At 51.2% G+C, this 5,112-nt stretch carries 6 protein-coding genes; all 6 read right to left on the bottom strand.

The annotated features are described in order from the left end of the window. On the bottom strand, positions 1-275 hold a 275-nt coding region (locus HY879_24350), incomplete at its 3' end, for a TVP38/TMEM64 family protein (protein MBI5606477.1). A 138-nt stretch (positions 276-413) separates the two neighbouring features. Next, positions 414-1,178, bottom strand: a complete 765-nt coding sequence (locus tag HY879_24345; protein ID MBI5606476.1) for a DUF3047 domain-containing protein — start codon at positions 1,176-1,178, stop codon at positions 414-416. 303 nt (positions 1,179-1,481) lie between these two features. Beyond that, the gene (locus HY879_24340; GenBank protein ID MBI5606475.1) at positions 1,482-1,838 is read right to left on the bottom strand and encodes a MerC domain-containing protein; all 357 of its coding nucleotides are present in this window, start codon (positions 1,836-1,838) and stop codon (positions 1,482-1,484) included. 320 nt (positions 1,839-2,158) lie between these two features. Beyond that, positions 2,159-3,571, bottom strand: coding sequence for a mercury(II) reductase (merA, locus tag HY879_24335; protein MBI5606474.1), 1,413 nt, complete (start codon positions 3,569-3,571; stop codon positions 2,159-2,161). Between the two features lie 65 nt (positions 3,572-3,636). Further along, a complete protein-coding gene (locus HY879_24330) occupies positions 3,637-3,879 on the bottom strand; it encodes a hypothetical protein (protein ID MBI5606473.1) in 243 nt (80 codons plus the stop codon). Positions 3,880-3,971: 92 nt separating this feature from the next. Continuing rightward, positions 3,972-4,964 (bottom strand): arsenosugar biosynthesis radical SAM protein ArsS, encoded by a 993-nt coding sequence (arsS, locus tag HY879_24325; protein MBI5606472.1) that lies wholly within the window; start codon positions 4,962-4,964, stop codon positions 3,972-3,974. Positions 4,965-5,112 lie beyond the last annotated feature (148 nt).

Raw genomic sequence — 5,112 nt, 5'->3', positions numbered from 1 at the left:
CCCCAATAGGCCCCGAAGATCGCCGCGCCCAAGCCGGTCAGCAGGGTTCCGGGGATAAAAAGACAAATGCCAACAGCGTAAAAGAGCATGAAAAACACCGGGGCCCAAAACCCGACCCGCTCGAAATAGGCGCCCAGCACCCCTAATGAGAGGATATTTTTCACCGGGGTAAAGCGGACCAGATAAATGGAAAAAAGGATAAAGAACACGAACACGGCCGCCTTGATCAATGCCTTTATACGGCTGTTGATTTTTGTAGGTGCATTTATCGTCATGACCTTCTCCCTGAGGCAGACCCTTTTTTTATCAATAAATGACTTCGATCAGGATGCATAGCAACTCCGCCTGTTCAAATCTTTTTTAAACATTATAGCGGCCAGCTTGACCCCACGGGAAGAGTTATCATATATGCCTCAGCGCCGCTCTCTACGGAAGGTGATGTCCCCGTAATAGGCCGTCGCTGACTCCGCAGTGTTGTCCGTATCGGTCATGATCGCCACCCCGGAGATCACGGGCGGTTCATCTTTGAAAGCGTTCCTGTAATCCTCGTAGATGTTCCTCTCTTCATTGATCCATATATTTAAATTCTTATCCCCGCTTTCGACCACCATCATTATGGCACGGTCGGTGTAAGGGTTCGGTACGACCAATCCCGGCGGAGCATTGGAAGACCAAATATAATTGACGGTGGCCAGAGGAGGATACTCGCCATAAAGCATCCTGGCAATTTCGTATTTGACTTTTTCAGAAAAACTCAACTTGCCCGAATCATATTCGAAAACGATATAAATCCGTGCCGGGTAGTCGTCCCCCTCCTTCTGATACACGTTTTCATGTTTCAAAAGGTTGGCAACCTTCCATCGCCATTGGATAATGGGATATTCCTTGGGATTAATGGTGATCTTCCGCATCAATCCGGAGGCTGAGGCATGGGCCGTTGCCTTAACCACCACCTGCCCATCCTCCTCCATGAGACGGTAGTCGGTGTGGCGTTGGATGTTTTTAAAGTAGAAGGGCTCCCACCGGGCTGGCAGCACATGGCTCACTTTTTCGGCTGAAAAGCGGCCGACTTCAAGGACCGAGAGGGATTCGGCTAAAACGGCCGGGCAGCCCAAGAGAAAAGCGATCAATACACCAACAAGGACGGCTCCCTTGCTTCTCGGCTTGTTGCGTATCATCCCAACCTCCGCATGTCAGTTACTAACTCCCGCAAACCCATTTAATGAAAACGGCAACGTTAATGTGACCGTATTCGGTTAGCCTATGATGGTTAATGAAAACATGGTCATCATGGGAACATCGGTCAAAACAGGTCTTTTTCAACATAGTTTCGTTTCGGAATCCAACTCTACACCCAGACTGTCCGCCAAACACTGCTCCACCCCTGCCCGTCCTCCTCGATCAGTTGTTAATTTCTCATCACTTCATCCCATCTTCAGGGCTATGAATATACCTCTGAAACTCAAAATACCGCGCAACACTCATTGATGAGCCCGCTTACCGAGGAAAAGATCCCACACCGATGCAGCAACCACGCCGGCAATACTCATCCAAACAAGTGGCGCGACAAAACTGACAAACGTGAATACGAAGACCGAAACCGCACTAGGTAGATGAACCAGCAGCGGGCCGATGCGCCGATGACGGCGATATGTGATGCCAAGACCGATGCCTCCAATCACCAGGAACAGAGCCAACAGCGGAGCCAATACGGCGTCATTGACAAGAAAACTCGCCCCGATTGCTGACAGCATCGCGATCAGCGGACCGAACCCCAGGCAGCAAAGGAGCGTGAACACCGATCCCGCCAGGCCAACCTTTTTCAGATGCAGATTCATGAGGCGCCTCCCGCCCACCGTCTTATGGGAAACAACAGGACAGTTTTTTCACATCGTTATTGAACGTCTATGCGCACAGCTTTATAACCTCGCCGTCATGAATGCTTAGGTTCATCGGCCGGCCGAGTTCGTCAGGTTTCTCACCCGGCTTGCCAAACATCCGATTGAAGTTGCCATCGAGATCGAAGATCTGGATGCGGCCGTTGCGAGAGTCCGCCACGAACCCCTCGTCATCAACGTGCGCCCTTTGACCATAGCCATCATTATCATCATGGCCTTCTCCGGAGACAACCCCGGTTTTTACAAAAAAATGACTTTAATCAGGATGCACAGCAACTCAGCCTGTTTACATCTTTTTTAAACATAATAGCTGCCAGCTTGACCCCCTCGGAAAGAGTCAAGTAAGGATGAAAGGCAGAAGCTATCTCCTGGGCGGTCACGCCGAATTTGAGAGCCAGGCTGATCTCCATCAGGAGTTCTGATCCCTCGGGAGCGAGGATCCGCGCCCCGATCAACCTGTCGGTTTGGCGATCCCGGATAAGTTTGATGAATCCCCTGGTATCATGAGCTGCCAGAGATCTGGGCACCTGGCTGAGGGGCAGGCTGGCCGCCTCGGCATCGATCCCTTGTTGTCGCGCCTGCGCTTCATCCAATCCAACGCCGGCCACCTGTGGATCCGTAAAGATAACCCAGGGAAGAATGGAATAATCCCGCACTTTCAAAGACCCCGACAGGGCGTTTTCGGCGGCAAGAGCCCCTTCATAGGCGGCCGTATAGACGAACATGGGGTCCCCGATAACATCCCCCGCACCATAGATGTTTGAAACCGAGGTCTTCAAAGTCTCATCGACCTTAAGAAAACCATGTGAATTCAGTTCTACGCCGACCCTTTCAAGTCCCAGTCCTTCCGTATTCGCTTTTCGTCCCGTGGCGGACAGGACATGATCAGCCTTGAAAATCTTTGGGGCTCCGCCCATTGTCGTTTCTACCACGATATGATTCCCTTCCTTACGGATAAGGCCTATAGTCACCCCGGTGGCTATCTCGATGCCTTCTTCTCTGAGGTAACTTGTCAATGAGTCTGTGATGTCCGGTTCCTCTGATGGAAGGATCCGGGTGGAACGTTGAAGTATGGTTACCCAACTTCCGAAGCGGGCAAACATCTGGGCGCACTCAAGGGCAATGTAGCGGCCTCCCAGAACAATCAACGATTCCGGCAATTTTTCCAGTTCAAAGACGGTTTCATTAGTCAGATACCCGGTTTCCGCCAGCCCCGGCATCGAAGCGATCAGTGGTTTGGCGCCCGTTGCAATCAAGATATTATCGCCTTTAAACTCTTTTCCATTAACCGTCACCCTGTCGGGGGCGACCACATATCCTCTGCCTTCGACAAACTGAATATTGGGGATCTGCTCAATCACATTGAGGTATTTTTCCTGCCTCAGATCCTCAACCAGTTGACGCTTCTGGCGTACAACAGCTTGGAAATCCACAATGCCTCTATCTATTTCGATCCCTGAAAAATTATGGTGAAGCGCACGGCGGTAGGCCTCTGCGGCTCGAATCAGTGTCTTGGACGGTATGCATCCCACATTGACACAGGTTCCCCCTATGGGCAGCCCGTCATTAATCATGGTTACCTGAGCACCCAGGTCACTCGCCCGGAGGGCCGCAGCAAAAGCTGCGGATCCGCCTCCGATAATAATCAATTTTTTCGTTATCTCAGCAGGCATTTCCTATTCCTCCTTAGCCGGATTAACAGCGTTCTCTCATATCTGGATGGTCCATAGGGTTTGAATCATGCCTTTCCTATAGTCGCCGGCTCCCCCTCCCCGGTTAAAGCGGCTGAATCCCCGTTTTGCGGAGTAAGTATGGCTATATTTTGAGGTTCCGAAAGGATCAAATCGAAATCTTCTTTTTTCAGCAGCGCCAGGGCGGTCTCCAAAGGGACGGACGATTTGATGAAAGTGCCTTCCCGGATAAGGATGTAAATTACCTGCCAATCACGATCAATGTGCAAGATCTTTATGGGTTTATTCATCTTGGAGGCTCCGAAAATAAGTTAGTCGTACCTGCCCCTCTTGCCCTTTCAATTGAAAAAAGACCCTGAACTCAGGGCCTGATAGCTCCCCCTCAGGTGAACCCCATCCCGGCCGTGCAGGTAAAACAGTGATCCGCCACTGCAATAGGACTTCCCGCCTCCGGAGGACCAGGCATTTCGGAAATATGGATTTTCCTTTCCCCCAGGTTAAGACCCATGGCCAGGTTGAAATCGCAATCATAGAGAGTCCCGTCCCAAGAGACCGAGACCAGCGTTCTGCACATCACCCCCTTCAAGGCACAGGCATTGAAGGCAGAAGCCAGCTTTTCCATATAGTGATCAAGGTTGCCGGACTGGACCAGCCACTGACGAAATCTCCCCAGCGGTACATTGGCAAACGAAAAAAGCCGATTAAAAACGATCCCCCAATTTTTTTGTAAGACCTCCCGGAACCTCTTCTCCATTTGGGCCTGAGAGGAAGGCAGGAAGGCTCCGGTTGGGTTGGATACCAGATGGAGTTCCAGCCCGGAACCCTCCTGTCCATAACCCCGGGCATTAAGCTTTTTGAGGACCTCGATACTGATTTGGAAAATTCCGCTGCCCCTTTGGGAATCGGCCTGTCCTTCCTGGAGGGCGGGAAAAGAGGCAAAAAGGACAACGCCGTGACTCTTGTATAGATCAATAAGGGTCTCCCTCTCTACCCCGTTCAAGGCGGTCAGGTTGGAACGGACCAAGATCCGGGGAGCCAGGGGCGAGAGCCCCTCAACGAGTCTGATGATATTCGGGTTCATCTCCGGGGCCCCTCCGGTTAGGTCAATGGCCTCGAAACGACTCCGTTGGGCATAGGAGATCACCGCCTCCGCAGTCGATAAATCCATAACCTCTTTTCGATTCGGTCCGGCCTCCAGATGGCAGTGACGACAGCTCTGATTGCAGAGCAGCCCCACATTGATTTGCAGGGTGGTGGTTTTATCCCGGTCCAATCGCAGTTCATGTCTCAAAAGGGTTTGGGAAAACAGGCCCATCCCGGGAGCCCTTCTTAAGGAGTCATCCGGATTTTCCTGTAAATTCTGTTCGGAGATCATTCCTTTGCCCCTCTTATGCAGCTTCCCAACCCGGACCAGCCGGAACCAAAATTGGATATACGAAACATGTTAAATGCCTTGGCTGGTTCCGGGTTAACGGCCTATTCTTTAATAAATTCTATCCATTTTGCGTAGAATTTTATTTTTG

The organism is Deltaproteobacteria bacterium (genome assembly GCA_016219225.1).
Taxonomy (GTDB): Bacteria; Desulfobacterota; RBG-13-43-22; order RBG-13-43-22; family RBG-13-43-22; genus RBG-13-43-22.
The sequence above is the reverse complement of the archived record's forward strand: the minus strand, read 5'-3'. Positions and strand labels throughout refer to the sequence as shown.